The sequence below is a fragment of the Streptomyces sp. NPDC042100 genome (assembly GCF_055582325.1).
In genome coordinates, this window is record NZ_JBVJDK010000005.1 from 341,776 (window position 1) to 366,262 (window position 24,487).

The 24,487-nt window shown below is 74.7% G+C and carries 23 protein-coding genes; 12 read left to right on the top strand and 11 right to left on the bottom strand.

Features of this window, described 5'->3' with window-relative positions; genetic code table 11:
* Positions 1-15: 15 nt before the first annotated feature.
* Positions 16-777: a chaplin gene (locus tag ACZ6J5_RS13960; protein ID WP_469391047.1), complete on the top strand. Its 762-nt coding sequence runs from the start codon at positions 16-18 to the stop codon at positions 775-777.
* A 24-nt stretch (positions 778-801) separates the two neighbouring features.
* Here ACZ6J5_RS13960 and ACZ6J5_RS13965 read toward each other — a convergent pair whose 3' ends face one another.
* Together ACZ6J5_RS13965 and ACZ6J5_RS13970 are read right to left on the bottom strand one after the other, a co-directional pair.
* Positions 802-1,461 (bottom strand): DUF2293 domain-containing protein, encoded by a 660-nt coding sequence (locus ACZ6J5_RS13965; RefSeq protein WP_469391049.1) that lies wholly within the window; start codon positions 1,459-1,461, stop codon positions 802-804.
* Between the two features lie 99 nt (positions 1,462-1,560).
* Positions 1,561-2,019, bottom strand: a complete 459-nt coding sequence (locus ACZ6J5_RS13970; RefSeq protein ID WP_469391051.1) for a hypothetical protein — start codon at positions 2,017-2,019, stop codon at positions 1,561-1,563.
* Positions 2,020-2,133: 114 nt separating this feature from the next.
* On the opposite strand from ACZ6J5_RS13970, the gene ACZ6J5_RS13975 reads away from it, so the two are divergent.
* Positions 2,134-2,868 carry a DUF7873 family protein gene (locus ACZ6J5_RS13975; protein ID WP_469391052.1) on the top strand — a complete coding sequence of 245 codons (735 nt, stop codon included), beginning with the start codon at positions 2,134-2,136 and terminating at the stop codon, positions 2,866-2,868.
* A gap of 489 nt (positions 2,869-3,357) precedes the next feature.
* Here ACZ6J5_RS13975 and ACZ6J5_RS13980 read toward each other — a convergent pair whose 3' ends face one another.
* A complete protein-coding gene (locus ACZ6J5_RS13980; protein ID WP_469391054.1) occupies positions 3,358-4,569 on the bottom strand; it encodes a pyridoxal phosphate-dependent aminotransferase in 1,212 nt (403 codons plus the stop codon).
* A 66-nt stretch (positions 4,570-4,635) separates the two neighbouring features.
* On the opposite strand from ACZ6J5_RS13980, the gene ACZ6J5_RS13985 reads away from it, so the two are divergent.
* A complete protein-coding gene (locus ACZ6J5_RS13985; RefSeq protein ID WP_469391056.1) occupies positions 4,636-5,322 on the top strand; it encodes a winged helix-turn-helix transcriptional regulator in 687 nt (228 codons plus the stop codon).
* Positions 5,323-5,351: 29 nt separating this feature from the next.
* On the opposite strand, the gene ACZ6J5_RS13990 is transcribed toward ACZ6J5_RS13985, so the two are convergent.
* On the bottom strand, positions 5,352-5,762 hold the full coding sequence (locus ACZ6J5_RS13990; protein WP_469391371.1) for a MerR family transcriptional regulator: 411 nt from the start codon (positions 5,760-5,762) through the stop codon (positions 5,352-5,354).
* Between the two features lie 37 nt (positions 5,763-5,799).
* Complete coding sequence (locus tag ACZ6J5_RS13995) at positions 5,800-6,558, bottom strand: SDR family NAD(P)-dependent oxidoreductase (RefSeq protein ID WP_469391058.1); 759 nt, start codon at positions 6,556-6,558, stop codon at positions 5,800-5,802.
* Between the two features lie 50 nt (positions 6,559-6,608).
* Here ACZ6J5_RS13995 and ACZ6J5_RS14000 point away from each other — a divergent pair, with 50 nt between their 5' ends.
* On the top strand, positions 6,609-7,253 hold the full coding sequence (locus ACZ6J5_RS14000) for a nucleoside/nucleotide kinase family protein (protein WP_469391060.1): 645 nt from the start codon (positions 6,609-6,611) through the stop codon (positions 7,251-7,253).
* A 133-nt stretch (positions 7,254-7,386) separates the two neighbouring features.
* On the opposite strand, the gene ACZ6J5_RS14005 is transcribed toward ACZ6J5_RS14000, so the two are convergent.
* The 4 genes from ACZ6J5_RS14005 to ACZ6J5_RS14020 form a co-directional block, all read right to left on the bottom strand.
* Entirely contained in the window at positions 7,387-8,310 is a 924-nt protein-coding gene (locus ACZ6J5_RS14005) for a carbohydrate kinase family protein (RefSeq protein WP_469391061.1), read from the bottom strand.
* A complete protein-coding gene (locus ACZ6J5_RS14010) occupies positions 8,307-9,218 on the bottom strand; it encodes a pseudouridine-5'-phosphate glycosidase (protein ID WP_469391063.1) in 912 nt (303 codons plus the stop codon). The genes ACZ6J5_RS14005 and ACZ6J5_RS14010 overlap by 4 nt, the downstream gene beginning before the upstream one ends.
* Positions 9,219-9,331: 113 nt before the next feature.
* Complete coding sequence (locus ACZ6J5_RS14015; protein ID WP_469391065.1) at positions 9,332-10,495, bottom strand: hypothetical protein; 1,164 nt, start codon at positions 10,493-10,495, stop codon at positions 9,332-9,334.
* Between the two features lie 46 nt (positions 10,496-10,541).
* On the bottom strand, positions 10,542-11,438 hold the full coding sequence (locus ACZ6J5_RS14020; RefSeq protein ID WP_469391067.1) for a hypothetical protein: 897 nt from the start codon (positions 11,436-11,438) through the stop codon (positions 10,542-10,544).
* Between the two features lie 620 nt (positions 11,439-12,058).
* Between ACZ6J5_RS14020 and ACZ6J5_RS14025 the strand changes: the two genes are divergently transcribed.
* The 4 genes from ACZ6J5_RS14025 (at position 12,059) to ACZ6J5_RS14040 (ending at position 16,382) form a co-directional block, all read left to right on the top strand.
* The gene (locus ACZ6J5_RS14025) at positions 12,059-12,415 is read left to right on the top strand and encodes a cupin domain-containing protein (RefSeq protein ID WP_469391069.1); all 357 of its coding nucleotides are present in this window, start codon (positions 12,059-12,061) and stop codon (positions 12,413-12,415) included.
* 405 nt (positions 12,416-12,820) lie between these two features.
* Positions 12,821-14,152, top strand: coding sequence for a discoidin domain-containing protein (locus tag ACZ6J5_RS14030; RefSeq protein ID WP_469391070.1), 1,332 nt, complete (start codon positions 12,821-12,823; stop codon positions 14,150-14,152).
* Entirely contained in the window at positions 14,152-15,417 is a 1,266-nt protein-coding gene (locus tag ACZ6J5_RS14035; protein ID WP_469391072.1) for an MFS transporter, read from the top strand. Before ACZ6J5_RS14030 ends, ACZ6J5_RS14035 begins: the two co-directional genes overlap by 1 nt.
* Complete coding sequence (locus ACZ6J5_RS14040) at positions 15,414-16,382, top strand: TolB-like translocation protein (protein WP_469391074.1); 969 nt, start codon at positions 15,414-15,416, stop codon at positions 16,380-16,382. The genes ACZ6J5_RS14035 and ACZ6J5_RS14040 overlap by 4 nt, the downstream gene beginning before the upstream one ends.
* Positions 16,383-16,446: 64 nt before the next feature.
* Here the strand turns inward: ACZ6J5_RS14040 and ACZ6J5_RS14045 are convergent, their stop codons facing one another.
* Together ACZ6J5_RS14045 and ACZ6J5_RS14050 are read right to left on the bottom strand one after the other, a co-directional pair.
* On the bottom strand, positions 16,447-17,739 hold the full coding sequence (locus tag ACZ6J5_RS14045) for an MFS transporter (RefSeq protein ID WP_469391075.1): 1,293 nt from the start codon (positions 17,737-17,739) through the stop codon (positions 16,447-16,449).
* Positions 17,740-17,807: 68 nt separating this feature from the next.
* On the bottom strand, positions 17,808-18,371 hold the full coding sequence (locus tag ACZ6J5_RS14050; RefSeq protein WP_469391077.1) for a methylated-DNA--[protein]-cysteine S-methyltransferase: 564 nt from the start codon (positions 18,369-18,371) through the stop codon (positions 17,808-17,810).
* Between the two features lie 156 nt (positions 18,372-18,527).
* On the opposite strand from ACZ6J5_RS14050, the gene ACZ6J5_RS14055 reads away from it, so the two are divergent.
* The 4 genes from ACZ6J5_RS14055 to ACZ6J5_RS14070 all read left to right on the top strand — a co-directional run bounded on the left by ACZ6J5_RS14055 (position 18,528) and on the right by ACZ6J5_RS14070 (position 24,351).
* A complete protein-coding gene (locus ACZ6J5_RS14055; protein WP_469391078.1) occupies positions 18,528-19,436 on the top strand; it encodes an MHYT domain-containing protein in 909 nt (302 codons plus the stop codon).
* 71 nt (positions 19,437-19,507) lie between these two features.
* A complete protein-coding gene (gene uvrB / locus ACZ6J5_RS14060; RefSeq protein ID WP_469391080.1) occupies positions 19,508-21,640 on the top strand; it encodes an excinuclease ABC subunit UvrB in 2,133 nt (710 codons plus the stop codon).
* A 127-nt stretch (positions 21,641-21,767) separates the two neighbouring features.
* Positions 21,768-22,346, top strand: coding sequence for a TerD family protein (locus ACZ6J5_RS14065; protein ID WP_469391082.1), 579 nt, complete (start codon positions 21,768-21,770; stop codon positions 22,344-22,346).
* A gap of 109 nt (positions 22,347-22,455) precedes the next feature.
* A complete protein-coding gene (locus ACZ6J5_RS14070) occupies positions 22,456-24,351 on the top strand; it encodes a TerD family protein (protein ID WP_469391084.1) in 1,896 nt (631 codons plus the stop codon).
* The last annotated feature ends 136 nt before the right edge of the window (positions 24,352-24,487 follow it).

Here is a 24,487-nt window from a genome sequence, read left to right on the forward strand (position 1 = left end):
GGAAGGCAGGAAGCCATGAGGCAGATTCGCCGAAGTGGTCTGGCCACACTGTTGGTCACCGGTGGCGCGCTCGCGCTCTCGGCGGGCGCCGCCCACGCCGACTCCGCGGCCCAGGGTGCCGCGGTCGGCTCGCCGGGGGTGGGCTCCGGCAACGCAGTTCAGCTGCCCGTGCACGCCCCGGTCAACCTCTGCGGGAACACCGTCAACGTCGTCGGACTGCTCAACCCGGCGTTCGGCAACGGCTGTGAGAACCGCTCCTCGGCGCCGTCGGGACGCGGCTCCGAGGGCCGCGGCCCCGCTCACAAGGACCTGCCGGGCACCCCGCGCGCCGGCTCCTCCGACCACGGCGGGCGGACCGGCGGCTCCTCCAACGGGGGCGGCGCGACCGCCGAGGGCCTCGCCAAGGGCTCGCCCGGCGTGCTCTCCGGCAACGGGCTCCAGCTCCCGATCGACCTCCCGGTCAACCTCAGCGGCAACTCGCTGAACGTCGTCGGCATCGGCAACCCGGCCTTCGGCAACACCGCCGTCAACGGTCCGTCCGACGAGCCCTGCGACGAGCACCCGACGCCCCGCCCGCCCACCCCGCCGCGCCACGTGCCGCCCGCCCCGAGCAAGGGCGACGAGGTGCCGCCCGCCCCGGCCCCGCAGTCCAGCTCGGTCCAGCTCGCCAGCACCGGCTCGGACGCGGTCGGCCTCGCCGCCCCGGCCGCCGCCGCGCTGCTCCTCGGCGGCGCGCTGATGTACCGCAGGGCCCGCCGCGCGGGCGAGCAGGGCTGACCCGGACGCCTCTCGCGCGCCCGCTCAGCCGGTACGCCAGGCCCGGAGCACCGCCTCGATGGCGGGCGCGACCCTCGTCCGGGCCTGGTGCCGGGGGATCCCGGTCATCAGCAGCGTGTCGTAGTCGGTGTCCACGTGCCGCACGGCGGCCCGCACCGCGGCCGTGACCGCGCCCCGGTCCAGTGAGCGGCCGGCGGCCGTGCGCCCGACCCGGCCGCTGCCCTTCGTCGAGGCGTGCCCGGCGATCTCGGCCGCCCGGTCGGCCGGGCAGCCCGGGAACAGGCGCAGGATCTCCTCCTCCAGCGCCGCCGTGATCAGCGCGTCCCGCCCGGCCCGGCGCTCCGCGTCGCGGGCCCGGCGCCGCGCCCGCGCCTCCGCGTCCGCGAGGCAGGCGGTCTCCGCGCGCCGCAGCGCCGCCTCCTCGACGAGCAGGCCCTGGCGCTCGTACCGGGTGCGCCGTCTGTTGTGGCGGACCACCACCGCCCACAGCGCGCTGCCCTCGCGGGCCCTGCGGGTCAGCGCGGTGTCGCCGCGGCGCAGGAAGACGAGGTGGCCGAGGTCGGCGCAGTCGAGGCAGACGAAGGAGCCGTACTCGACGATCACCCGGTCGAGCGGCCCCCGGCGGCACTCCGAGCAGCGGCGCCGCTTGAGCGGTTCGACGACGACGGGGGCGACGAGATCCACGAGGACCTCCTACCCGTACGGGACGGGGGCGATGCCCGTATCCCCTCGCGTCCCCCTGGATCCCCTCGCGTCCCCTCGCACTCCCTCCCCGGTCCGGGGTCAGCGGACTCCCGGTGCCGCCGACGAGATGAAGCGGGCCAGGGCCTCCTTCGCCCGTTCCGAGCGCACGCCGCGCTCCTCGTCGTCCGCCGCCTCGTGCATGCAGTGGGTCACCTCGAAGGCGTCCTCGGCGAGTTGGCGGGTGCGCGGGTCGTCGCAGACCAACTGGACCCGGAAGAGGGCCTGGCGGGCGACCGTGCGCTGTCGGTAGGAGGCGTGCCGGGACTCCTCCGCCTCCTCGGAGCCCGGTTCCAGACGCGCCCGGAACCAGCGGTCGTTCTGGCTGTGCCGGTAGTCGACGACCGCGCCCGCGAACGCGCTGTAGGTCGCGATCCGCTCCTGCCGCAGCTGTTCGGTCCTGGCCAGGGCCGCCGTCCGCTCGGTGGCCCGGCCCTGGAACCAGTGCGTGGCGACCACGCCCAGCAGGGTTCCGACGACGGCTATCAGCGCCGCATCCATGACGGATTCGCTCCTCGCACTCTCGACGCGGCCCCGACGCCCCGTCGGCGCGTGCCGCCAACCGGCAGGAAAAACAGTTCGATTCGCCGAGCGCCGCCCTCTAGGGTCGGTCGCGTGGCAACGAAACTCAATCAGATCATCGCAGTAGAGAAAGGCGTCAAGTCCCGGGCGCATCAGGACCTGACCACCGCCCACCACGGACTCCAGAAGCCGGGCCTGCTGGCGGGCATCTCCCGTACGTACCAGCCGAAGGACGAGGAGGGCGAGCAGCTTCCGCCCGAGTCGACGCTGGTGCAGGTCAAGGCCGAGGACGTGCTGCGCGAGACCGCGCGGACGCTGACCCGACTCTTCGACGTCACCGCCACCAAGGACTGGGCGAACTGCGAGGCCCGCGCCGACATCACCGTCGACGGGCGGGTGCTGGTGGACGGGGTGCCCGTCGGGTATCTGCTCTTCCTGGAGAAGCAGTTGACGGACATCCTCACCTTCGTCCGCAAGCTGCCGGTCCTCGACGCCGCCGAGTCGTGGACGCAGGACCCGTCGACCGACGCGTGGAAGACCGAGCCGGTCCGCACGGTCCGTACGAAGAAGGTGCCCCGCAACCACGTCAAGGCGGAGGCGACGGAGAAGCACCCGGCGCAGGTCGAGGTGTACTACGAGGACATCCCGGTGGGGTACTGGACGACCGTGAAGTTCTCCGGCGCGCTGCCCGCCCGGCGGGTGAACGAGCTGGTGGAGCGGGTCGAGAAGCTCCAGCAGGCTGTCAAGTTCGCCCGCGAGGAGGCGAACGGCGGGGAGGTCACCGACCGGCGTGTCGGCGACGCCGTCTTCGGCTACCTCTTCGGGTAGCCCGACCATGAACTCCCCGGCCGCGAGCGCGGCCGGGGTGCGCGAGGAGCGCAAAGCTGAAGCTGAGCCTTGTCGTGACGAACGCGGTTCCAGTGGGGGTTCGAATCCTCCTCCCGGCGCTCACCGTGCCGGGGTGGCCCAAGCAGGCAGAGGCGACCGCGATCAATCTCAGACTCTCGCTCCAGACTCAGCATGCGCCGCTCATCGCCGGATCGACCGGGCCCGGGCCCTGGTGCGTCGAAATGCCAGTTCGAATCTGGTCCGCCGAGCTTCGATCGGCGGTGGTCCAATGGCAGGACGCGACGCAATGACGACTGACCCGGGTCCTCAACCGTGCCGGCGTGTGAAGAGGAGCGGCATCACCAGGGTCCGGGGGCCGGCTACGCCCTCGGACCCGCCGCCGTTCCCGGGGCCCGCCGTGGTCCTGCCCGGGATCCCGCCCGGGGTTCAGGCCCTGCCCGTGGTCCGGGTTCCGGCCGTGTCCCGGGGTCACTGACGGTAGGAGCTCAGGAAGCGTCCGATGCGGCTGATGGCGGCGTCGAGGTCGTCCGCGTACGGCAGGGTGAGGATGCGGAAGTGGTCCGGGCGCGGCCAGTTGAAGCCGGTGCCCTGCACGACCTGGATCTTCTCCCGGAGCAGCAGGTCGAGCACGAAGCGCTCGTCGTCGTGGATCTTGTGGACGGCGGGGTCGAGGCGCGGGAAGGCGTAGAGGGCGCCCTTCGGCTTGACGCAGGAGACGCCGGGGATCTCGTTCAGCTTCTCCCAGGCCCGGTCGCGCTGTTCGCGCAGCCGTCCGCCGGGGGCGGTGAGCTCGTGGATCGACTGCCGGCCGCCGAGCGCGGCCTGGATGGCGTACTGCGCGGGGGCGTTGGGGCAGAGCCGCATGGAGGCCAGCATCGTCAGGCCCTCCAGATAGCTGCGGGCGTGCTCGCGGGGGCCGGTCACGACCAGCCAGCCGGAGCGGAAGCCCGCGACCCGGTACGTCTTCGAGAGGCCGCCGAAGGTGAGGACGACCAGGTCCGGGGCGAGCGAGGCGGCCGGGTAGTGGACGGCGTCGTCGTAGACGATCTGGTCGTAGATCTCGTCGGCGAAGACCATCAGGCCGTGCCGGCGGGCGAGGTCGAGGATGCCCTCGACGATCTCCTTCGGATACACCGCGCCCGTGGGGTTGTTCGGGTTGATGATCACGACGGCGCGGGTCCGGTCGGTGATCTTCGCGGCCATGTCGTCGAGGTCGGGGTACCAGTCGGCGGACTCGTCGCACAGGTAGTGCACGGCCTTGCCGCCCGCGAGGGTCGTGACCGCCGTCCACAGGGGGAAGTCGGGGGCCGGGATCAGGACCTCGTCGCCGTCCTCCAGGAGCGCCTGGACGGCCATCGACACCAGCTCGGAGACCCCGTTGCCGAGGTAGACGTCGTCGACGTCGACGTCCCGCAGCCCCATGGACTGGTAGCGCTGGGCGACCGCGCGGCGGGCGGAGAGGATGCCGCGCGAATCGGTGTAGCCGTGGGCCTTCGGAAGCATCCGGATCATGTCCTGGACGATCTCCTCGGGCGCCTCGAAGCCGAAGAGCGCGGGGTTTCCGGTATTGAGGCGCAGAACGCTGTGACCCGCCTCCTCCAGGGCGTTGGCGTGCTCGATGACCGGGCCGCGGATCTCGTAGCAGACCTCGCTCAGCTTGCTCGACTGCCGGAACTGCATGCGCCGACCTCCCCAGAAACGTTGATGCTTGGTTTTACCAAGTTCGAGCTTGGAAAGTCCAACAACATGTCTAGACTGCGTCGCATGCCACGCCGCCGAAGCTATGACCAGTACTGCGCCGCAGCCCGTGCCCTCGACGCCGTCGGCGACCGCTGGACGCTCCTGATCGTCCGTGAACTCCTCGCCGGGCCGCGCCGCTACACCGATCTGCACGCCGACCTCCCGGGCGTCAGCACCGACATGCTCGCCGGGCGGCTCAAGGACATGGAGAGCGCCGAGCTGGTCACCCGCCGCCGGCTGCCGCCGCCCGTCTCCGCGTACGTGTACGAGCTCACCGCCCGCGGCCGGGACCTGCTCCCCGTCCTGCGCGCCCTCGCCGCCTGGGGCGCACCCGCCCTCCACGAGCCCCGGCCCACCGACGCGGTGCGCGCCCACTGGTTCGCGATCCCGCTCCTGACCGCCCTCGAACCGCTGGGCGCGCGGGTCGTCCAGGTCACCCTCGACGAGGGGGAGTTCCACGTACGCGCGGGGGCCGACGGCCGCGCGGAGTACGGGGACGGCCCGGCCTCCGACGCGGAACTGCGCCTGCTGACCGACGCGGCGACCTGCCGGGCCCTCGCGAACGGCGAGACGACGCTCGCCGACGCGGTCGCGGCGGGGCGGGCGGAGGTCGTGGAGACGGAGGCAGGGGTCGGGGTGAGGACAGGTGCGGCGGAGGCGACGCCCGCGCGCGCCCGCGCGGGCGGAGGGTGAGGGCGGGCGCCGGAGCGGGCTCCGGGGGCCTACTCGGCGTAGGTCCGTGCGTTCTCCGCGTCTCCCGGGTCTCCCGCGTCTCCCGCGTCTCCCGCGCGGGAGCGCGCCAGTGTCGCCGCCAGGCGGTCGCGGGCGGTCGTCTGGGCGGCGATGCGGGCGTCGAGGACGGCGAGGCGTTCGCGGGCGATCTCCAGGCCCCGCGCGGACGGCCGCACGGACGGCAGGTCGCCGTCGAGGCAGCTCGCGAACGCGGTCACGTCGTCCAGTGTCAGACCCGCGTCCAGCAGGTAGCGGATGTTGGCGACGCGCACCACCGCGCCCTCCTCGTACACCCGGTATCCGTTGGCCGCGCGTGCCGAGCCCAGCAGGCCCGCCTGCTCGTAGTGACGCAGGGCGCGTGCCGTCGTCCCCGTCCGCCGGGCGAGTTCGCCGATGCGCAAGGACATCACCTCCCCGCGCAGTCGTATCACGCCGCCCTCACGCCACCAGGGCGCCCCCGTCGACGGGCAGCACCGTGCCCGTCAGATAGCCGGCGCCCGGCGCGGCCAGCGCGGTGACCGCCCAGGCCACGTCCTCCGGGCGGCCGATCCGGCCCATCGGGATGTGCGCGAGCTGCCAGTCCCGCAGGGCCTTCCGGCGTTCCGGGGACAGCCCCATGTGGTCGGCGATCGGCGTCTCGATCGCGCCCGGCGCGACGGCGACGACCCGCACCCCGCGCGGGGCGAGTTCCACGGCCCAGCAGCGGGTCAGCGTCTCCAGGGCGCTCTTCGTCGCCGGGTAGACCGAGCCGTTGGGCCAGCCGCGCTGGCCGATCGTCGTCGTCACGTTGACGATCACGCCCCGGGCGGCCGCGAGCGCCGGGACGGCGGCCTGGGCGAGCAGGACCGGGGCGACGAGGTTGGTCGCCAGGAGCGGGCCGATCGTCTCGCGGTCCAGTGTGCCGAGCGGTCCGCCGCCGCCGACCCCGGCGTTGTTGACGAGCACGTCGAGCCGTCCGTACGCGTCGGTGGCCGCCGCCGTGATCGCCTCGGGCGCGCCGTCCGCCGTGATGTCCGCGACCAGGGGGCGGATGCCCGGGAAGCCGGCGGCGGTCTCCGCGAGCGGTTCCGGGCGGCGCCCGACGGCGAGGACCGCGGCCCCCTCGCGCGCGAAGGCCCGCGCGGTGGCCCGGCCGATCCCCGTCCCGGCCCCGGTGACCACGACGACCCTGTTGTGCTGCTGCGTGCTGGTGTCCATACGGTGAGGGTCGAACCCTGCCGCCAACGACAAGGTCAAGGACGGGACGGATGCGATTCGAAGCGATCAGCTGGGAACGGCTCGCCGACGCGGTGGCCGACCGGCTCGACGGGGCCCGGCCGGCCGACGGGAGCGCCTGGCTCAAGGCGGGTGTGGACGGCGCCCCGGCGGCGCCGGGCGCGGAGTTCGCGGAGCGGCTCGCCGAGGCGCTGCGGCTGCGCGGCCGGTCGGTGCTCGTGGTCGGCACGGGCGGCTTCCTGCGGCCCGCCTCGCTGCGCTTCGAGTACGGCAAGCGGGACCCGGACACCTACTACGGCGGCTGGTCCGACACCGGGGCGCTGTGGCGGGAGGTCTTCGGGCCGCTGGAGGCGGGCGGCTCCGGGCGGGTCCTGCCCGACCTGTGGGACCCGGTCACCGACCGCGCCACCCGCAGTCCCGCCGTACCGCTGCCGCCCGGCGGCGTGCTGGTCCTGCACGGCCCCTTCCTGCTCGGCCGCTGGTTCCCCTTCGACCTGACGGTCCATCTGCGCCTGTCGCCCGCCGCCCTGGCCCGCCGCACCGAGGAGCCTTGGACCCTGCCCGCCTTCGAGCGGTACGAGCAGGAGGTCGGCCCGGCCGACGCCGCCGACGCCGTCGTCCGCGTGGACGACCCGCGACGGCCGGCCTGGGCGGGCTTCCGCGCCGGGGGCGGGTGAGGCGCGTGCCGCTTACGCGTGCGGCTTGCGCGTGAGGCGGCGGCTCCCCGTAGCGCGGGCTACGCCTCCGCTCGGCAGCGTGGTGCCGCGCCTCCCCTCCGCCGAGTGCCGAGCTCTCGCCCCGCGCCGCGTGTCAGGCCCCCGCCCCGCCCGGTGGCCGTCCCGGCTCCGGGCGGCCGCCCACGCGGGTGACGGCCTCGGCGCCCGCGTGGCAGCCCGCGACGGCGGCCCGGGACGGGGCCGCGCCGGCCAGCAGGGCGGCCAGGAAGGCGCCCGTGAAGGCGTCCCCGGCGCCGGTGGAGTCCACCGGCCGGACCGGCGGCGCGCCCACCCGGGCCGTCACCCGCCCGTCGGCGGCGAGGACGGCGCCCTCGCCGCCCAGGGTGACCGCGACCAGCGGGAAGCGCAGGCTCAGGGCCGCCGCCGCCTCGTCCGCGCGGGGCAGCCCCGTCAGCACCCGGGCCTCGTCCGCGTTGGGCAGCAGGCAGGCGGCACCCGCCGCGGCCCCGAGGAAGCGGTCCGCGCCCAGCTCCGCCAGGAACCCGGCCGACGCCGGGTCCACGCTCACCGGCACGCCCGCCGCCCGCGCGTCCGCCAGCACCCGCGCGGCCGTCTCCCGGCTCGGTGCGGCGAAGAACAGATACCCCGACAGGTGCACCCGGGCGATCCCGGTCAGCAGCTCCGGCGACCAGTCCCCGGGCGCCAGCCGCAGCGAGGCCCCGCTGTCGGTGAGGAACGTGCGCTCCGCGTCCGGCCCCACCAGCGCGATGACCGACGCGGTCGGCGCGTCCGGGTCCACGGCGAGCAGGGGCCGCACGCCCGCGCGGCGCAGCTCCGCCCCGTGCCAGGACGCCGAGTCGGTGCCCACCCGCCCGAGCAGCCGGACGTCCGCGCAGCCCGAACGGGCGGCCCAGCAGGCCACGTTCGCCCCCGCGCCGCCCGGAAGGGTGCGGATCCGCGCGGGGGTGTCGGTCGCGGCCTTCAGGGGCTCGCGGTGCCGGGCGACGACGTCCGTGACGACGTCCCCGACGACCAGCAGCCCGCCCGCGCCGGTCACGGCCGCTCGCGGTAGGCCGCCGCGATCCGCGCCGCGAGCCGCACATTGCCCCGTACCGCCGCGAGATTGGCCTCCAGGGACGCGCCCTCGGTGTGGACGGTCAGATGGTCGAGCAGGAAGGGCGTGACCGCCTGCCCCGTGACGCCCTTCTCCTTCGCCGCCGCCAGGCCCTGGGCGAGCACCCGGTCGTGCAGCTCCGGGTCCAACTGCTCCCCGCGCGGGACGGGGTTGGCGACGATCAGCGCCGCGCGCGGGCCGCCGAGGGTGTCCTGCGCGCGTATCACCGCCGCCACCTCGCGCGGGTCGCGCAGGGTCCAGTCGACGGGCTCGCCCGAGGAGGCCAGGTAGAAGCCGGGGAAGCGGTCCGTCCCGTAGCCGACGACGGTGACCCCGAGGGTCTCCAGGCGCTGGAGCGTCGCCGGTACGTCCAGGATCGACTTGACCCCCGCGCACACGACGGTGACGCCGACCTGGGCGAGCAGGCGCAGGTCGGCCGATTCGTCCTGGGTCTCGGCCCACTCCCGGTGGACGCCGCCGAGCCCGCCGGTCGCGAAGACCCGGATGCCCGCCGCGTCCGCGAGCCAGGCCGTCGCGGAGACCGTCGTCGCGCCCGTCGCGCCGGTCGCGAGCGCGGGTGCCAGATCTCGGTGCCCCAGCTTCCGTACCGCCGGGTCCTCCGCGATCCGGGTCAGCCCCGCCTCGTCCAGGCCGATCCGGGCCGTGCCGTCGAGCACGGCGATGGTGGCGGGGACCGCCCCGCCCTCCCGCACCAGCGCCTCCAGCTCGCGGGCCACCGCCAGGTTGCGCGGGCGCGGCAGACCGTGCGCGATGATCGTCGATTCCAGCGCGACGACGGGACGCCGCTCGTGGAGCGCCTCCCGTACCTCCTCGGACACCTGTGTGGACATGGGGGATCTCTGACGCAACTCCGGTCCCCGCAAACCTCGGTGGCGCGCATCGGCCACAACGCGCCCCCGCGCGGGCGGGCGTTTCGGCCGCACCCCGGCCGGCCGCACCCCGGTCAGCCGCATCCCGGCAGGCCGGGCAGCCGGTCCGCGTCCACCACCTGGATCACCGGGCGGGCCCCGGCCGTCTTCGCGTCGCCGACGCTGTACGCGAGGGCCAGCCCGCCGCCCGCCGCCTGCGCGTAGCCGTAGGCGGGGGTGAGTTCGGCGTACGCGCGCGCGACCAGGTCCAGGGCGTAGGAGGTCTCCGGGGTGCGCCAGGTGACCAGGCGGCCGGAGACGCGGAGCTGGTCCATGCCGTCGGCGGCGAGGGAGCCGGTCACGGCGGCCGAGGGCCGGGACTCGCCCGCGCGCCACACCATCAGGCGTGGCGCGCTCTCGCCCGCCACCCAGGCCCAGCTCCGGCCGTCGGAGACCGCCGCCCGGATGTCGCGCAGCGCGGCGATCGGCGGGGGCAGCGCCGCCGGGCGCCCGTCCCGCAGGGAGATGGCGGCCAGCCGGGTCCCGCCGCCCGCGGCCTCGCGCCACACCAGCAGGCCGCCCGCGGTGAACGGCCCGTCCAGCACACCCGTGTGCCACGCGCGCGGGGCGCCGCCGGCGGCCGGGGCCGCGAGCACGGCGGCCGTGCCGGAGCCGGTGCCCTGCGCCCACACCACGGTGCCGTCGCGGACGTACGGGCGGGGGAGCGGGCCCGGCCGGTCGGCGCGGGCGAGCCGCCGCGCCGCGCCGGTCGTGGCGTCCCACACGTACAGGCTCCAGGGGCTGTCCAGGGTCCGGCCCTCCAGGACGGCGAGGACGGCCCAGCGGCGCCCGTCGAAGTCCGCCGCCAGCAGCTGGTGTTCGACGGGGTCGGCGAGCCGGAGCAGGGTCTCCGGGGCCGCCCCGCCACGGCGTACGAGGGCGGCGCGGCGCCCGGCGGGGCCGCTGAGCTGGAGCACCGTCCAGCCCGGTCCGGTCTCGGTGAGGACGGCCTGCTCGCCCGGCGGCGGGCGGTACTCGCCCGCGGCGAAGGCGGCGCGCCAGGCGGCGGGCAGCGGGACCCGGCAGGCCTCCGCGTCTGGGGCCGGGGCCGGGGCTGGAGCTGGGGCCGGGGCTGGAGCCGGGGCCGCGAACGGGGAGGACGTCGGCGCGGGCGGGGCACCCTTGCCGTCCGTGCCGCCGCCGGTGCCGTCACCAGGGGAGCAGCCCGCGAGCAGCAGGGCGGCCGTCAGGAGCGGCACCGGCAGGAGGCGGAGACCCGGGGGACGGAGACGCGGGAGACGGCGTCTACCAGACGTATCCACGGCCGCCCATGATGGTGGTGAGGGTGTCGGACGAGATGTGCGCGGACTTCGGCACCGCGCCCGCCCAGGAGATGACGCCGGTGCTGACCCCGCCGACCGGGTCGAGGTAGTCGACCTGCCCGGCCGCCGTGCCGGTGTTGTAACCGTCGATCGAGACCCAGTGGAAGATCTCGACGTTGGGGTGCCCCACGAGGTGCGGGCCGCCCGGCACCTCCCAGGCGTTGCCCGCGATGGCGTAGTCGTTGTCGGTGTTGTGGGTGATGTGCCGCCGGAAGGCGGCCTTGTCGGCGGCGGTCGGGGTGTACGGGAGGGCCCGGGGCACGTAACCGGCGCCGGGCAGGCGGGCGTTCAGGGCGTCCGCCATCGGGTAGCCGGTCGGGTTCGGCACGTCGATGTCGATGCCGTACCAGGCGGTCCCGGCGGTGGTCGTCCGCAGCAGCGTCGCCGCCGCCCGCTGCGAGCGGCCGGCGACCTCGTCGTGGGCGGACTGGGTGATCACCAGGGCGGCCGGGCCGCACCAGTAGGAGGTCTGCTGGGACTGGTGGAGGGCGCCGGAGAGCTTGTATCCGGTGAGCGCGCGGGTGGCCGTCGTGGCCGGACGGTCCGCGGCGGCCTGCTTGGCGGCGGCGAGTCTGCGCTGGGCGGGGGTGAGCCGCTGCGGGCCGAGGGTGTCGTGGGCGGCCTTGTAGTCGGCCCCGGGGGCGGCGCCGTTCGTCGCCGGAGCGGCGCCCGGAGCGGCCGTGGCTCCGGCGACGGCGGTCCCGGAGGCGGTGCTTCCGGAGGCGGTGGCTCCGGAGGCGGTGGGGAGGGCCGTGGCGGCGGTCAGCAGGACCGCCGCGCCGAGCACGGCCGCGCGGGTGAGGGTTCGGGTGGGGGGCATCGCACTCTCCTGTCCGTGGTGGGGGTTGGGGAGGAGGAGCGGGGTGTTCCGGTTGGAGTGTGGGGCCCGCGCGGGACCGTTGCCAGGGGGTCGGCCACAACTCGCCAGCCCGCCATGGGGCCCACCCGAGACGCCGTCGCTGACCTGCGGCGACGCGGTTCTCCCTCCTCCGCGCGGTGAGCCGTTTTCGGTACCACTGGCCGGAAGTGCCCGTCCCTGGCGGCGCCGTGGCCTCCCGCGCCTCCCGCGCACCCGGGGATGGCGGGGCGGGGCAGGCGACCTCCGGCACCCCGACGCGCGCGGCCGGCGGCTTCCGCGTGCCCGCGCGCGCCCGCGCCTCTCCGTACGCCCTCTCCGTACGCCCTTTCCGTGCGCCCTCTCCGCACGCCCTCTCCGTGCGCCCGTTCCGCACGCTCGCCCCTACGGATTCGGTGCCCCGCACCCCCTCCCGGTCGCCTTCGCCCGCCCCTTCGCGCGTGCCCCGGCGCCAAACCCCTCCTGCGGATTCCGTTGTCCCGGAGCCACCGGAGAAGTGCCTGGTCGGAGCGGGAAACGGAGGGAGTCCGTCCAGGCGGTCCCGGCCCCCGGGCGGCTCCCGGGCCCCGCTACAGTCACCGGCCATGACCACTCACGCGCAGCCCTCGTTCGCCGTCCACATCCCCGATGCCGAGCTCGAAGCCGAGCCGCTCGACCCCGGCCAGATCGTCTCCGGCACCCCCGAGGTGACCGGCAAGGTCCTGTGGGAGTCCGCCGACGGCAAGCAGCTGCGCGGCATCTGGCAGATCACCCCCGGCGTGGTCACCGACACCGAGGCCAACGAGCTCTTCGTCGTCGTCAGCGGCCGCGCCACCGTCGAGGTCGAGGGCGGCGAGACCCTGGAGATCGGTCCCGGCGACGCGTGCGTGCTCCGCGAGGGCGACCGCACCACCTGGACCGTCCACGAGACCCTGCGCAAGGCGTACCACATCAGCCTCTGAGCCGGCCTCCGGACCGGCTGCCGAAGCAGCCTTCCGGATCGACCTCCGAAGCAGCCTCCGGGCCGGCCTCCGAACCAGCCCCCGGCCCGACTTCCGGATCGGCTGCCGTATCGGTCTCCGGATCGGCTTCCGGCCGGCTTCCGAATCTTCCTCCGACGGCTTTCGGAGGACACCGCTCCGTGGTCTGGTAGGAAACTTTCCTATCCACTACGATCCCGGCAGCGGCTTGGCGCGGCGCCCGCGCCCGGGACCACCCGGGAGCGGGCGTGACGCGCTCAGCGAGAGCTCTGACCCGGCCGCCGTGCACCGCAGCACGCCCCGTGGCGCTCCCTGCCACGCGGGCCGGGCCGCGCTGCCCGCACCGGTGTCCAGCTCTCGCCGTCCCCAGGCCAGGGAGCCCCAGGTATGCGCCTGTACGCCTCCGCCCCACCACGCCGCTCCGTCCTGTCCCTCCTCCTCGCCGCCCTCGTCCTGCTGACCGGCGGCCTCCTCCTCGCCGCCCCCGGGCGCGCCGACGCCGCCGACCCGCTGCTCTCCCGCGGCCGGCCCGCCACCTCCTCCTCCAACGAGGACTCCACCCTCACCCCCGCCAAGGCCTTCGACGGCGACTCCGCCACCCGCTGGGCCAGCGCCGAGGGCTCCGACCCCCAGTGGCTGCGCGTCGACCTCGGCGCCCCCGCCACCGTCAGCCGCGTCCGCCTCTCCTGGGAGGCCGCCTACGCCAAGGCCTACCGCGTCGAGGTCTCCGCCGACGGCGCGACCTGGACCGCCGTCGTCACCGAGACCGCGGGCAACGGAGGCACCGACGACTGGACCGGCCTCTCCGGAAAGGGCCGCTATCTACGCGTCTACGGCACCGCCCGTGGCACCGCGTACGGCTACTCCCTCTACGAGGTCGAGGTGTACGGGACGACGGACGGCACCACCCCGCCCACCGGCGCCTTCACCGTCGTCGCCGCCGGTGACATCGCCGCCCAGTGCACCGCCTCCAGCAGCTCCTGCGCCCACCCCAAGACCGCGGCCCAGGCCCAGCGGATCGACCCGAAGTTCTATCTGACGATGGGCGACAACCAGTACGACGACGCCCGCCTCAGCGACTACCGCGCCTACTACGACAAGACCTGGGGCGCCTTCAAGGCCAAGACCCGCCCCATTCCCGGCAACCACGAGACCTACGACCCGGCCGGCTCGCTCGCCGGCTACAAGGCGTACTTCGGCTCGATCGCGTACCCCCAGGGCAAGTCGTACTACAGCTACGACGAGGGAAACTGGCACTTCGTCGCCCTCGACTCCAACTCCTTCGACGACCCCGCCCAGATCCAGTGGCTCAAGGACGACCTCGCCCGCAACGCCAAGGGCTGCGTCGCCGCCTACTTCCACCACCCGCTGTACTCCTCCGGCGGCCACGGCAACGACCCCGTCTCCAAGCCCGTCTGGCAGATCCTCTACGCCGCCAAGACCGACCTCGTCCTCAACGGGCACGACCACCACTACGAGCGCTTCGCCCCGCAGGACCCGAACGGCAAGGCGACCGCCGACGGCATCGTCGAGATCGTCGGCGGCATGGGCGGCGCCGAGCCCTACCCCATCGAGACCGTCCAGCCCAACAGCCAGAAGCGGATCAGCGGCCCGTACGGGGTGCTGAAGCTGGACTTCACCGACACCACGTACACCTGGCAGTACGTCGGCACCGACGGCTCGGTCAAGGACACCGGCCCGACCTACACCTGCCACTGATGTACCTCGCGACCACCGGTCGCCGCGACGCGCCGCCCGCACCCTCCGGGGTGCGGCGGCGCGTCCCCGCCACCGTCCTCGCCCTCGGCACCGTCAGCCTCGTCACCGACGTGTCCTCCGAGATGGTCACCGCCGTCCTGCCCCTCTACCTGGTCCTCGGCCTCGGCCTGACACCGCTCCAGTTCGGCTTCCTCGACGGCCTGTTCAACGGCGCCACGGCGCTCGTCCGGCTGATCGGCGGCCACGCCGCCGACCGGGGCGGCCGGCACAAGCGGATCGCCGGGATCGGCTACGCCCTCTCCGCCTGCTCCCGGCTCGGCCTGCTCCTCGCGGGCGGCGCCACCGGCCTCATCGCCGCCTCCCTCGCCGCCGACCGGCTCGGCAAGGGCATCCGGACCGCCCCGCGCGACGCCCTCATCACCCTCGAAACCCCGCCCGAGGCCCTCGGCCGCGCCTTCGGCGTGCACCGGGCCATGGACACCACCGGCGCCCTCCTCGGCCCCCTGGCCGCCTTCGCGCTGCTGTGGGCGACCGCCGACGCGTACGACGCCGTCTTCGTCGTCAGCTTCTGCGTCGGGCTCCTCGGCGTGCTGCTCCTCGCCGTCCTCGTCCCCGGCGGCGCCCGCGCGACGGCGCCCCCCGCGCGGGCCCCGCGCCGCCCCTCCGCCGCGCTCCGCCCCCTCGCCCCGCTCCGGCTGCCCGCCGTGCGCCGGGTCGCGCTCGCCGCCGCGCTGCTCGGCGCGGCCACCGTCGGCGACGCCTTCCTCTACCTGCTGCTCCAGCACCGGACCGGCCTGGACGCCACCTGGTTCCCGTTCCTGCCGCTCGGCGCGGCGGCCGGCTATCTGCTGCTCGCCGTCCCCGCCGGACGGCTCGCCGACCGCGTGGGCCGCCGCCGCCCCTTCCTGTACGGGCACGGCGCCCTGCTCCTCGCCATGGCCCTGCTCCTCGCCCCCCTCCCGGACGCGGTCCTCGTCGGCGGCGTCCTCGCCCTCCTCGGGGTCTTCTACGCGGCCACCGACGGCGTCCTCATGGCGCTCACCGGACCGCTGCTCCCCGCCGGCCGGCGGGCCGGCGGCCTCGCCGTCGTCCAGACCGCCCAAGCCCTCGCCAAGGTCGCCGCCGCCACCGGCTTCGGCGCCGCCTGGACCTTCTGGGGCCCGTCCACCGCCCTCCTCCTCGCCTGCGCCGGGCTTCTCGCGGCCCTCTGCTGCGCGGCCCGTCTGCTGCCCGCCGAACCCCCGCACGGAAGGACCACGCCATGACCGCCCGTCGTCTGTGGGCACTCGTCCTCGGCACCCTGCTGCTCCTCGGCGGCGCCACCGCCTACACCCTGCGCGCCGCCGCCGAGCACCCGAACGCGGCGAACACGGGCGCCGACGCGGGTTTCGGACTCGACGGGCCCCGAGACGCGCTCTGGTTCCGCGACACCGCCACCGGCCGCGTCGCCCGCCAGGACCCGGCGGCGCCCGGCGGCCGGATCGCCGGCGGGCCCCGCTGCGACCGCTTCCACGCCGCCGGGGGCACCGCCCTCTGCCTCCAGCGCCGCCCCGGCCTCCCCGCCCGCTCGTACGTCCTGGTGCTCGACCGGCGGCTGAAGGAGGTGCGCCGGATGAGCCTGCCCGGCATCCCCAACCGGGCCCGGGTCTCCGCCTCCGGCCAGGTGCTCGCCTGGACGGCCTTCGCCAGCGGCGACTCCTACAACACCTCCGCGTTCGCCACCCGGACCTCCATCCTCGACCTGCGCACCGGCTACCTGATCAAGAACATCGAGCAGATCCCGCTCACCCTGGACGGGCGCCGCCACCACGCCCCCGACGTCAACTACTGGGGCGTCTCCTTCGCCGCCGACGACAACCGCTTCTACGCCACCGTCGCCACCGGCGGGCACACCTACCTCGTCCAGGGCGACCTGCGGACATGGTCGGCGCGCGCGCTCAAGGAGAATGTCGAGTGCCCCTCGCTCTCCCCGGACGGCACCCGGATCGCCTACAAGAAGAAGGTCTCCACCGACCCCGCCGCACCCTGGCGGCTGTACGTCCTCGACCTCGCCACCCTGCGCGAACACCCGCTCGCCGAGACCCGTTCCGTCGACGACCAGGCCTCCTGGACCGGCCCCGGCACGGTCGCGTACGCCTACGGGGGCGCGGTGTGGAGCGTGCCGGCCGACGGGACCGGGGCGCCGCGCCGGACGGCGGAGGGGGCGAGCTCGCCGGTGGTGCCGCGCTGACGCCCGCGCGGGCGGCGGGCCGGGGGGGCCTGGCGGGCGCCCAGGGCGGCCCGGTATCGGTCCCTCAGGCCCGCCGGGCCGCGCCGCGCAGCGCCAGCAGCGCCATCGGGACCAGCAGGCAGGCGCCCACCGCGTTCAGCCAGCCGTAGCCCGCCGTCGAGACGATGAGCCCCGCCGCGAGACCGCCCACGCCGGCCGAGGTGTTCATGATGAAGTCGGAGACGCCCTGCACGGCCGCCCTGGCGGCCTGCGGGACCGAGTCCGTCAGGAGCGCCGAGCCGGAGACCAGCCCGGCCGACCAGCCCAGGCCGAGCACGAACAGGCCCAGCGCGGTCTGCCCGTGGCTCGCCCCGGCGGTGCCCGCGAGGAGCGCGGCGACCGCGATCAGGGCGACGGCGAGGCCGATCACCGTCAGCCGGCCGAGCCGGTCCGACAGCCAGCCCATCACCGGCGAGAACGCGTACATGCCCGCGATGTGCCCGCTGATCACCAGCCCGATCAGCCGGATGTCCGCCCCGTGGTGGCTGAGCGCGACCGGGGTCATCGACATGATCGACACCATCGCCGTGTGCGAGCCGGCCACCGTGACCAGGGCGAGCCGGGCCCGCGAGGACTCCCGGACCGCCCGGAACCCCGCCTTCAGGGAGCGCCCCTCCGCCGCCTCGTCCCCCTCGGGGCCCGCCAGCGCACGCGCCGTCAGGAGCGGGTCGGGGCGCAGCAGCAGGGCCACCACGAGGGCCGAGACCACGAACACGCCCGACGCCCAGACGAAGGGCCCGGCCGCCACCGGGATGCCGAGACCCGCCACGGACTCCCCGGCCGGGGCGGCGATGTTGGGCCCGAGGACGGCGCCGATGGTGGTGGCCCACACGACCGTGGAGATGGCCCGCGCCCGCCGGTCCGGCTCGGCCAGGTCGGCGGCGGCGAAGCGGGCCGCGAGATTGGCCGAGGAACCCGCCCCGAAACCCACCAGGCCGAGCAGCAGCACCGGGAAGCTGCCGAGGACCGCGCCCAGCACCGCGACCCCCGCGCCGACCGCGCCGACCAGATAGGCGAGGACCAGACCGGCACGCCGTCCGCGCCGCGTCATCAGCGAGGCGAGCGGCATCGCGAGCAGCGCCGGACCCGCCACCGACGCCGTCGAGGCGAGCCCCGACAGCGCCTCCGTACCGCTGACCTCCTTGGCGAGGACCGCGGCCAGCGCCACTCCGGTGGCGATGCCGAGCCCGCCCAGGATCTGGGTGGCGATCAGCACCGCCTGGATGCGCCGCCGCAGCGCCGGGAGCCGCGCGGGGGAGAGGGGGCCGGATATCCCGTCCGACTGGACGGCGTCAGGGGCGTCTGGGGTGCTGGTCACTTACGCATAGTGCCAGCCTTCCCACAGCGTGGGAACGCCGGGAGCGGCCCGCCCGGGACGGCCCCGGCTCAGAACAGCGGCTCCGGCAGCACCCCTTCCAGGGCGAGCAGCCGGCGCTTGGTCTCCAGGCCGCCGCCGAAGCCGCCGATGCCCCCGTCGCGCTCCACCACCCGGTGGCACGGCACCACCACCGGCAGCGGATTGGCGCCCATCGCCGCCCCCACCGCCTGGGCCGCCCCCGGCTGCCCGACCCGGCGGGCCAGCTCCCCGTACCCCACCACCGTGCCGTACGGCACGCCCGCCGCCAGCTCGCGCAGCACCTGCCGGTTGAATCCGGACACCAGCGACCAGTCGAGCTTGACGTCGAAGCTCCGGAGCCCCTCGTCGAAATAAGCCGCGAGCTGCCGCACCGGCTCCGCCAGCAGCCCCGTGGAACACCCCACGAGCTCCCCGCCCAGCGCCCCCGCCAGCCGTCCCAGCGCCCGCTCGCGCACCCGGTCGTCCGCGTGGAAGACGACACTCGCCAGGCCCCGCTCCGTGGCGGCGAGCAGCAGCGGACCGATGGCGCTCGGCACCACCGTCCACTCCGCCCGCCCCGCCGTCCGGGGTGTCACCGGACCCTCGCTCTCCATGCCGCCCACCGTACGGCCCGGCACTGACAACCGGGCACGGCAATTCCCGGACGGCATGGCCGACAGGGCCCGCCGGACGCCATAATCCGATAGCACTACTCAGCGGTACCGACTGTTTTCGGACGACGTTGCGCCACGGGTGGAGGACAGACGCTCATGCAGGGCACGGTCGACGGATTCAGCTACGGACTCGTCACACCGGTGGCGGCCTTCCTCATGGCCTGCCTCGGCGGCGCGCTCGGACTGCGCTGCACCACACGCTCGCTCCGCCACGACGACACCTTCAAGGCCGGCTGGCTCGCGCTCGGCGCCACCTCCATCGGCACCGGCATATGGACCATGCACTTCATCGCCATGATGGGTTTCTCGGTCCGGCAGGCGCCCGTCGCCTACGACCGGCCCCTCACCTTCGCCAGCCTCGGCGTCGCCATCCTCATGGTGGGCATCGGCATCTTCATCGTGGGCTACCGCGGCGCCACCGCCCTCACCCTGGTCACCGGCGGCACCATCACCGGCCTCGGCGTCGCCACCATGCACTACCTGGGCATGGCCGGGATGCGGCTGCACGGCCAGATCACCTACGACACCGCCACCGTCGCCCTCTCCGTGGTCATCGCCGTCGTCGCCGCCACCGTCGCCCTCTGGGCCGCCGTCTCCGTCCACGGCTTCCTCGCCAGCCTCGGCGCCAGCATCGTGATGGGCGTCGCCGTCAGCGGGATGCACTACACCGGCATGGCCGCGGTCGACGTCCGGCTGCACGGCACGCCCGTCCCGGGCACCGGCGACTCCGCCGCCTCCCTGCTGCTGCCCATGCTGATCGGACCGGCCGTCTTCCTGCTGCTGGCCGCCGTCGTCGTCATGTTCGACCCGCTGCTCGTCATGGGCGAGCCGGACTGGCAGCGCCCCACGGCCCGCGGCGGCTACCGCCACGGCGCCCCCGGCGTGCCCGCCCCGCGCCGCTCCCCCGCCTACGGCGAACCGGCGAACTGGTCCTCCGCGCGGCCCGCCGCCCGCACCGCGCGCCGGCCCGCCCACCGAGGCACCCACCGCTCCCAGGACTGGTGAGCGACCTCCTCCGGCCACGGCACCGGGCCGATCACCGCCCGGCTGTCAGTGCCGGGTCGTACGGTGGTTCCATGCGGCCCGTTTCCCAGATCGAACGTACGGTGGCGCCCTTCGAGGTCGTCAGTCCCTTCCAGCCCAGCGGCGACCAGCCCGCCGCCATCGCCGAGCTCGACCGGCGCATCCGTGCCGGTGAGAAGGACGTCGTCCTGCTCGGCGCCACCGGCACCGGAAAGTCGGCGACGACCGCCTGGATGATCGAGAAGCTCCAGCGCCCCACGCTGGTGATGGCGCCCAACAAGACGCTCGCCGCCCAGCTGGCCAACGAGTTCCGCGAGCTCCTGCCGAACAACGCGGTCGAGTACTTCGTCTCGTACTACGACTACTACCAGCCCGAGGCGTACGTCCCGCAGTCCGACACCTACATCGAGAAGGACTCCTCGATCAACGAGGAGGTCGAGCGGCTGCGCCACTCCGCGACCAACTCGCTGCTGACCCGGCGGGACGTCGTCGTGGTCGCCTCCGTCTCCTGCATCTACGGCCTCGGCACCCCCCAGGAGTACGTGGACCGGATGGTCGACCTCCGGGTCGGCGACGAGATCGACCGGGACCAGCTGCTGCGCCGCTTCGTCGACATCCAGTACACCCGCAACGACCTGGCGTTCAGCCGCGGCACCTTCCGCGTCCGCGGCGACACCATCGAGATCTTCCCGGTCTACGAGGAGCTCGCCGTCCGCATCGAGATGTTCGGCGACGAGATCGAGGCCCTCTCCACGCTGCACCCGCTCACCGGCGAGGTCATCAGCGACGACCGACAGCTCTACGTCTTCCCCGCCAGCCACTACGTCGCGGGACCCGAGCGCATGGAGCGCGCGGTCAACGACATCGAGCGCGAGCTGGAGCAGCGCCTGAAGGAGCTGGAGAAGCAGGGCAGGCTCCTGGAGGCCCAGCGCCTGCGGATGCGGACCACGTACGACATCGAGATGATGCGCCAGATCGGCTCCTGCTCCGGCATCGAGAACTACTCGATGCACTTCGACGGCCGCGAGCCCGGCTCCCCGCCCAACACCCTCCTGGACTACTTCCCGGAGGACTTCCTGCTCGTCATCGACGAGTCGCACGTCACCGTCCCGCAGATCGGCGCGATGTACGAGGGCGACGCCTCCCGCAAGCGCACCCTGGTCGACCACGGCTTCCGGCTCCCCTCCGCCCTCGACAACAGGCCGCTGAAGTGGGAGGAGTTCCAGGAGCGGATCGGCCAGACCGTCTACCTCTCCGCCACCCCCGGCACCTACGAGCTCTCGCGCGGCGACGGCTTCGTCGAGCAGATCATCCGCCCGACCGGACTCGTCGACCCCGAGATCGTGGTCAAGCCCACCGAGGGCCAGATCGACGACCTGGTCCACGAGATCCGGCTGCGCGCCGAGCGCGACGAGCGGGTCCTGGTCACCACCCTCACCAAGAAGATGGCCGAGGACCTCACGGAGTACTTCCTGGAGCTCGGCATCCAGGTCCGCTATCTGCACAGCGACGTCGACACCCTGCGCCGCATCGAGCTGCTGCGCGAGCTGCGCGCCGGCGAGTACGACGTCCTGGTCGGCATCAACCTGCTCCGCGAGGGCCTCGACCTGCCCGAGGTCTCCCTGGTCGCCATCCTCGACGCCGACAAGCAGGGCTTCCTGCGCTCCGGCACCTCCCTCATCCAGACCATCGGCCGCGCGGCGCGCAACGTGTCCGGCCAGGTCCACATGTACGCGGACACCATCACCCCGGCGATGGCGCAGGCCATCGACGAGACCAACCGGCGCCGCGAGAAGCAGGTCGCGTACAACGAGGCCCACGGCATCGACCCGCAGCCGCTCCGCAAGAAGATCAACGACATCGTCGCCACCATCGCGCGCGAGGAGGTCGACACCGAGGAGCTGCTCGGCAGCGGCTACCGCAAGGCGAAGGACGGCAAGGGCGCCAAGGCCCCCGTCCCCTCGCTGGCCGCGCACGCCCCGAAGGGCAGGGCGGCGAAGTCCGGCTCCACCGTCGAGCTGGGCGACCGCCCCGCGGCCGAACTGGCCTCGATCATCGAGGAGATGACCGACCGCATGAAGGCCGCCGCCGCCGAGCTCCAGTTCGAGGTCGCCGCCCGGCTGCGCGACGAGGTCTCCGAGCTGAAGAAGGAGCTGCGCCAGATGAAGGAGGTCGGCCTGGCCTGACCGGCCGCGCCGAGCGCCCGGAGGCGGGCCCGGTGTGTTGCAAGAACGACACAAAACCGGCCCGCTCCCGGCGCGTTGTCAGTGCCCCTGCGTAGGGTGCTGCTCACACCGATGAGAGGGGCAGCGCGTGACGGTCAACATGACCAAGGGGCAGGCCATCAGCCTGGAGAAGAAGGACGGGGGCAGCCTCACCTCCGTGCGGATGGGTCTCGGCTGGCAGGCGGCGCCCCGCCGCGGCCTGTTCGGCTCGCGCACCCGCGAGATCGACCTGGACGCCTCCGCCGTCCTCTTCGCCGACAAGCAGCCCGTGGACGTGGTCTTCTTCCGCCACCTGGTCAGCGACGACGGCTCGGTCCGCCACACCGGTGACAACCTGGTGGGCGGCGTCGGACAGGGCGGGGACGACGAGGCGATCCTGGTCGACCTCCAGCGCGTCCCGGTCCACATCGACCAGATCGTCTTCACGGTGAACTCCTTCACCGGCCAGACCTTCCAGGAGGTGCAGAACGCCTTCTGCCGCCTGGTCGACGAGACCAACGGCCAGGAGCTCGCCCGCTACACGCTGGCCGGCGGCGGCCAGTACACGGCCCAGATCATGGCCAAGGTCCACCGGGCCGGCGCGGGCTGGCAGATGACGGCCCTGGGCAACGGGGCCAACGGCCGCACCTTCCAGGACCTCATGCCGGCGATCTTCCCGGTCCTGTAGAGCGGTCCGAGCACCACCAGGGCACCACCCGAGCACCGCCGGGCGCCGCCCCGGCGCCACCCGAGCACGGCCCGCGCACGACGTCCGCACGCACGGAGAGACACAGACGATGACCGCCGAGCTGGTCCGGGGGCAGAACCACCCCCTGCCCCACACCCGCCTGGAGATCCGGGTCTCGGCCGGTCATCCGGTCCTCGCCGCGGCCACCCTGGCAGACGAGGCGGGCCGTGTGCCGGGCGCCGGGGCCGTCGCCCACCCGGGCGCGCACGCGCTGCCCGGGATCGAGGTGCCCCGGCAGGCCGCCGCCCGGCACCGCCTCGCCGTCGACCTGGAGGCCGTCGCCCCGGACGTCCACCGCGTCTGCGTCCTGCTGGCGCTGCCCGTCGGGGTGGAGGGACCCGCCCGCTTCGGGGCCTCCGCCTCCCCGGTCCTGACGGTCACGGCGCCCGACGGCGCCGAGGTCGCCGACTACACCATCACCGGACTCGACCGGGAGTCCGCGCTCGTCGCCCTGGAGCTCTACCGCCGCCAGGGCGCCTGGAAGGTCCGCGCCGTCGGCCAGGGGTACGAGGGCGGGCTCGCCGCGCTCCTCACCGACCAGGGCCTGGAGCGCCCCGCCGAGCTCGCCGGCGCGATCCTGGAGGCCGTCGCCCAGGGACTGGCCCGCGCCGTCGCCGCCCCGCCCCCGCGCGTCCCCGAGGCCGACCGCGCCCGCAGACCCGCCCCCGCCACGCCCGCCGCCCCCGCCACACCTACGGCCCCGGCCGCACCCGGCGGGCCCGTGGACTACACCCACCCGCGCCGCCGCCCCGCCGCCGAGACCGCCCCGCCGGCCGAGCGGCCCCCGGCTCCGCCCGCCCCGCCGGGCCACCCGGCGCCCGTCGCGGGCGACGCCACCGGCTGGTCCATGGACGAGCGCCTCTACAACCAGGTGTGGGGCATGTTCGAGGACCTGGCCCGCACCGCCGCCGCCTATCGCAGCGCCTGCCAGTTCGCCGAGTCCCGGCTCGACCAGGAGCTCGACCGGGCGCTGTCCGACCCGCGCAGCCGGATCGGCGGCGCCGGGGACGCCGCCCGGGCCGCCGCCAAGGCGAAGCACGACGAGCTCACCGCCCGCGCGCAGGAGGCCCTCGACCGCGACCTCGCCCAGCTCGCCGCCGAGTCCGAGGTCGTCGAGGCGGCCCTGCCCGCCGCGTACGCGCGCTGGGACAGTCCCGTCTGGCAGGCCTACCGGGTGCCCATGGAGGCGCCGATGGCCGTCCGGCTCGGCGATCTTCACCTCCCCGAGCGCACCGCCCTGCGCATCCCCTTCCTCGCCCGGCTCCCGCTGGCCCGGGGCCTGTGGGTGGACTCGGGGCGCGGCCACTCCGAGGCGGCGGCGCTCCTGGACGAGGCGGAGCTGCGCCGGCTCGCCCTGGACACGGCCGTCTCGCTGGTCGCGCGGCTGGTCGCCGTCCACCCGGCGGACTGCTTCCGGGTCCGGGTGATCGACCCGGCCGGCGCGGGCGCGAGCGCCTTCGCCCCGCTGGTCGGGTCCGGGGTGCTGGCCGGCCCGCCCGCGGCGGGCGCCGCCGGGGTCGCGGCCGTCCTGGCCCAGCTGACCGAGCGGGTGGACCTGCTGCAGATGGCCTCCCGCGCGGGTGCCGCCGAGGACCTGCCGCCGGGCCTCGACACCGCGGAGCACCTGTTGGTCGTGCACGACTTCCCGCACGGCTTCGACGACCGGACGGTCAACCAGCTGCGCTACCTCGCCGACGAGGGCCCGGAGGTCGGCCTGCACCTGCTGATGGTGGCGGACCGTGCGGACGCCGCCGGGTACGGGCCGGTGCTCGACCCGCTGTGGCGTGCGCTGACCCGGCTCACCCCGGTGCCCGACGACCACCTCGCCGATCCCTGGGTCGGGCACGCCTGGACGTATGAGCCGCCGGTGGTCCCGCCGGGCAGCTCGGTGCTCCGGCAGGTGCTCTCCCAGGTGACCGACGCCCGTCGGCAATGGGGCCGATGACCTGGTGTTTTGAGTCCCGTTTACCCTTCTCTTTACCTTCCCTTGGTTATTCGGGTACTCTGTTTCACGCGGAGGGGAGTACTCCCCATGCGCGGCGTACCCGTCAGTACGGACAGATCGACGATCTGATCCCGGG

What these genes read in the sequence shown, in the direction of transcription:
- ACZ6J5_RS13980 (WP_469391054.1), bottom strand. Translation starts at nt 4,569, where the DNA reads ATGCAGTTCCGGCAGTCGAGCAAGCTGAGCGAGGTCTGCTACGAGATC.
- ACZ6J5_RS14000 (WP_469391060.1), top strand. Translation starts at nt 6,609, where the DNA reads ATGCGATTCGAAGCGATCAGCTGGGAACGGCTCGCCGACGCGGTGGCC.
- ACZ6J5_RS14010 (WP_469391063.1), bottom strand. Translation starts at nt 9,218, where the DNA reads ATGTCCACACAGGTGTCCGAGGAGGTACGGGAGGCGCTCCACGAGCGG.
- ACZ6J5_RS14040 (WP_469391074.1), top strand. Translation starts at nt 15,414, where the DNA reads ATGACCGCCCGTCGTCTGTGGGCACTCGTCCTCGGCACCCTGCTGCTC.
- ACZ6J5_RS13985 (WP_469391056.1), top strand. Translation starts at nt 4,636, where the DNA reads ATGTCTAGACTGCGTCGCATGCCACGCCGCCGAAGCTATGACCAGTAC.
- ACZ6J5_RS13970 (WP_469391051.1), bottom strand. Translation starts at nt 2,019, where the DNA reads ATGGATGCGGCGCTGATAGCCGTCGTCGGAACCCTGCTGGGCGTGGTC.
- uvrB (WP_469391080.1), top strand. Translation starts at nt 19,508, where the DNA reads ATGCGGCCCGTTTCCCAGATCGAACGTACGGTGGCGCCCTTCGAGGTC.
- ACZ6J5_RS14055 (WP_469391078.1), top strand. Translation starts at nt 18,528, where the DNA reads ATGCAGGGCACGGTCGACGGATTCAGCTACGGACTCGTCACACCGGTG.
- ACZ6J5_RS14030 (WP_469391070.1), top strand. Translation starts at nt 12,821, where the DNA reads ATGCGCCTGTACGCCTCCGCCCCACCACGCCGCTCCGTCCTGTCCCTC.
- ACZ6J5_RS13960 (WP_469391047.1), top strand. Translation starts at nt 16, where the DNA reads ATGAGGCAGATTCGCCGAAGTGGTCTGGCCACACTGTTGGTCACCGGT.
- ACZ6J5_RS14035 (WP_469391072.1), top strand. Translation starts at nt 14,152, where the DNA reads ATGTACCTCGCGACCACCGGTCGCCGCGACGCGCCGCCCGCACCCTCC.
- ACZ6J5_RS14050 (WP_469391077.1), bottom strand. Translation starts at nt 18,371, where the DNA reads ATGGAGAGCGAGGGTCCGGTGACACCCCGGACGGCGGGGCGGGCGGAG.
- ACZ6J5_RS14020 (WP_469391067.1), bottom strand. Translation starts at nt 11,438, where the DNA reads ATGCCCCCCACCCGAACCCTCACCCGCGCGGCCGTGCTCGGCGCGGCG.
- ACZ6J5_RS13995 (WP_469391058.1), bottom strand. Translation starts at nt 6,558, where the DNA reads ATGGACACCAGCACGCAGCAGCACAACAGGGTCGTCGTGGTCACCGGG.
- ACZ6J5_RS14025 (WP_469391069.1), top strand. Translation starts at nt 12,059, where the DNA reads ATGACCACTCACGCGCAGCCCTCGTTCGCCGTCCACATCCCCGATGCC.
- ACZ6J5_RS14070 (WP_469391084.1), top strand. Translation starts at nt 22,456, where the DNA reads ATGACCGCCGAGCTGGTCCGGGGGCAGAACCACCCCCTGCCCCACACC.